This is a genomic window from Vibrio sp. 2132-1 (assembly GCF_033344315.1).
Genome location: NZ_JAWPON010000631.1, coordinates 1 through 575, shown reverse-complemented (window position 1 = coordinate 575; position 575 = coordinate 1). Strand labels below are relative to the sequence as shown.

The window sequence follows — 575 nt, the reverse complement described above, 5'->3', positions numbered from 1 at the left end:
GTATAAATCACTCATGCTGATCACTCCGAAGAACAGACAAGACCTTCTCAGCTCGCTCCTGGAGGTCTATGAGTTCGGCAGCATCATTACCGCTCAATGACATGTCCCCGCCATAGAGGCGATACTCAACGCTGTCCATCGCCTGGCGAAGCAATCCTAGAAGAGCATTCACGTTTGCCGGTGTTGATAGGGCGACGGCTTCACCTTTCAGCTCACGTCCATTAAATTCCGACCACTCGGCTATGCCTGTCAGTTCGCAACAATTTGAGCAGGACATACTGGCAACATTCTGGGGATCGTCTGGACAGTGTTCATTGATGACAAAGTTCATCTCGTCACTGCCGCACTTTCCACAAATGATGTGTACTTTTTTGCCCATGCTGCTGCCCTTAGTGGAGAGTCTGCTCTTCCACAACAATCATCCCGTCAACCAAGCTGATTGTGGCGGGACCGCAGTTACCCAGCACCTCAGCTTTGACTCCGTTGTTCACCGCGACATAAAGCCGTCTCGCCCCGTTGGTGACGCGGATGCCTTTCTGGTCGAGTTGTTCAAGCATTTCTTCGTAGGTAATTTT

At 51.0% G+C, this 575-nt stretch carries 2 protein-coding genes; both read right to left on the bottom strand.

All coding sequences use genetic code 11. The features are described from left to right. Positions 1-7 precede the first annotated feature (7 nt). Positions 8-379 carry a hypothetical protein gene (locus R8N47_RS27080; protein ID WP_000516916.1) on the bottom strand — a complete coding sequence of 124 codons (372 nt, stop codon included), beginning with the start codon at positions 377-379 and terminating at the stop codon, positions 8-10. Positions 380-389: 10 nt separating this feature from the next. Next, the coding region (locus R8N47_RS27075) for a hypothetical protein (RefSeq protein ID WP_318186351.1) at positions 390-575 on the bottom strand (186 nt) is incomplete at its 5' end.